Origin of the sequence: Pedobacter sp. (assembly GCF_035566355.1) — a bacterium.
Taxonomy (GTDB): domain Bacteria; phylum Bacteroidota; class Bacteroidia; order Sphingobacteriales; family Sphingobacteriaceae; genus Pedobacter.
The window spans coordinates 1-2,376 of sequence record NZ_DATMRL010000382.1 but is presented as its reverse complement, the minus strand read 5'-3'; the positions used below and the strand labels follow the sequence as shown (position 1 = coordinate 2,376).

1 protein-coding gene and 1 pseudogene are annotated in these 2,376 nt (G+C 41.7%); both read right to left on the bottom strand.

Annotated elements, in window-relative coordinates; translation table 11 throughout:
- Positions 1-1,050 (bottom strand): annotated as a pseudogene (locus VNZ46_RS14585) (silent information regulator protein Sir2); the annotation flags it as partial.
- 76 nt (positions 1,051-1,126) lie between these two features.
- Positions 1,127-2,376: RagB/SusD family nutrient uptake outer membrane protein (locus VNZ46_RS14580; protein ID WP_325560813.1), on the bottom strand; the 1,250-nt coding region annotated here is incomplete at its 5' end.

The following is a 2,376-nucleotide window of genomic DNA, read 5'->3' as shown; positions in this document are numbered from 1 at the left end:
TTTCCCCCAGCGTTCTGCCGGATCGTTCACCGCTCTCCTATTCGCAACCTCTGCCATAGCAGTTTGGTAAAAGCGTACCAAGTCGTAATATACACGCTCAGCTTGCTTATCGCCATTCTTCATTTCGACAATCATTTCGGGTATCAAATGTACAACCGGGGCGATCAGCGCATCAGAAATTACCCATTGGTGCGTTACGACCTGTTCTTCGATAAGGTTGTGCAGCCTCAAATTTGCAAAGCCATCACCCGTGCAATTGCCTATTGGTTTTCCATCTATAATGACATCTTTTCCTTCCACAGGTACAGCTTCGGTATAAGCAATGATGGCACTATAAATCGTTCTTTTTAATCTTTCCCTTTCAGCAGGATTTCCTGCTGGACCGTACTTTTTTGAAGTCGCATATGCATAGCCCAAACCTCCTATTTGATTGGAAACCGATTCCCAATCATATTCTATGCTTTTGCCAACAGGTTTATATTCGTTAGGATTTTTATGGTAAAAACCATATTGGGTAAATTCACCCTTAGTTGCTTCTAAATTTACAATGGTTTTTTCCACCTCGGCATCTTTTGGTTTTTTACGCCCAAACATCCTTCCGTTTGCTGCAGTAAGCGTTTCATCTTTATAGCGATTAAACAGGGTTCTCCAAAGTGTCTGTTCAACCACTCTTACCGTAACCTGGAAAGAATTAAGGAGTTTAGCCCCGTCTTTTAAAACCACAGTTAATTGTTGGTTACCCAGCATTTTTTCATCCAGCTTTTGTTTGGTAGTTAAAATGCCCATAATCCTTCCTGCGGGATCAAATTTTGTGCTCACCGCAAATACATCCCCTTTTTGATCTGCGATGGCAAATCGATAGCTTTTTGGGATGGGCTTAGTCAGCACATCTTTGTTCCGCTCTAAATGGATACGCCCCGTTACTTCCGTATTTTCCGGACTGTTTACGGCTATATCGAAATAATTGGCAAATATTTTTTCCTGTGCAAAAGAAAAGTTCAATTGAAACAGGCAAAAGACCCAAAGAATCATTTTCCTAAAACTCATCATATTATCTAATATTTAGTAGGTAAGCCCAACTTTGGTTGGTGATATCTAAAGAATATCCACCGGACCATGATCGAATTTAAAACCCTGGATTTTGTCTGGTTATATTCTTATTTACATCTATTTCATTTTGCGGAATAGGATATAATTCATGTTTACCTTTCACAAAATTAGTCCCTGCCACGTAGTTGTATTGAGTCCGGATGGCTTTTACAGCAGTTTGTGTGGCCACTATTTTATCTCCTAACAAATTCCATCTGATAAGATCTGCACGGCGCATGCCTTCAAAACAAAGCTCCCAGGACCGCTCATTTTGGATCCTTAACAAAAAATCATTTTTGCTTAATCCCGAAGGCAGATCAACATCAACATTGTTCTTTTTAGGCAAAAGCGTTACAGTTGCCGTAGCACCATTGCCAGCTCCGTTAAAAGTTACGGTAGGTGCCGAGGTATAACCTCCCCCTTGATTAAGCATGGTTATCCCTGTTATTTTACCCGAAGCCACCGTCGCTATCGCATATGCATCTGTACCTCCTCCACCAGTGATACTGATTGTTGTATTGGTTATAGCAGTCGTATTGTCTTTATAGCCTGTACCAGCTGCCCCTAAGGTAAGTTTAATACCACTTCCCGGCGTATTGGTACCATAAGCTCTTCTTCTAACGGCATTAATGGCATCATATGCTTCTGCTGTCGGGCCGTTGTTCAATTCATTTTCAATTTCTGCCTTCATCAGCAATACATCAGAGTAGCGCATGGATACACAATTGATATTGGTGTATAATTTTTCCAGCGCCCCATTTTTTTGATACTCCCTGCTCCATTTTCCTGGCGTCCATTGCTCATCTTGTCTGCCGGTTAATAAGGCAATTCTATTTCCGTTGGCATCCACAGCATACCTTGCAATCGCAAAATCACGCCGTAAATCACCGTCTGCAAAACTGGTATAAAATGAGGCCGGGACAAAAGTTCGGTTCAGCGTATTTCCATAAATCCCGGCAGTTGTTAATGGTGCGTTAAAAGTACCGAAACTCGAATTGTTCGTGTTGGTGGCAGTAGGGGTATAAATAGACATTTCAAACAAACTTTCTTTTGGTTCCAAAACCTGCTGGCTTTGGTTTTTGAACACCTGGCTATAGCTCGCATTTAACTGATAAAGTCCCGAAGACATCACATCATTAACCTGTGTTTTTGCAAGTTGGTAGTATTTGGTGTAGTCAGAAGCCCTTTTCATCGTACCATCTGCCCTTAAAGAATATCCTCCCGCAAATAAAGCGACGCGTGCCAGCATGGCTTTCGCGCCAAATTTGTTGATCCTTTCATCGGTTG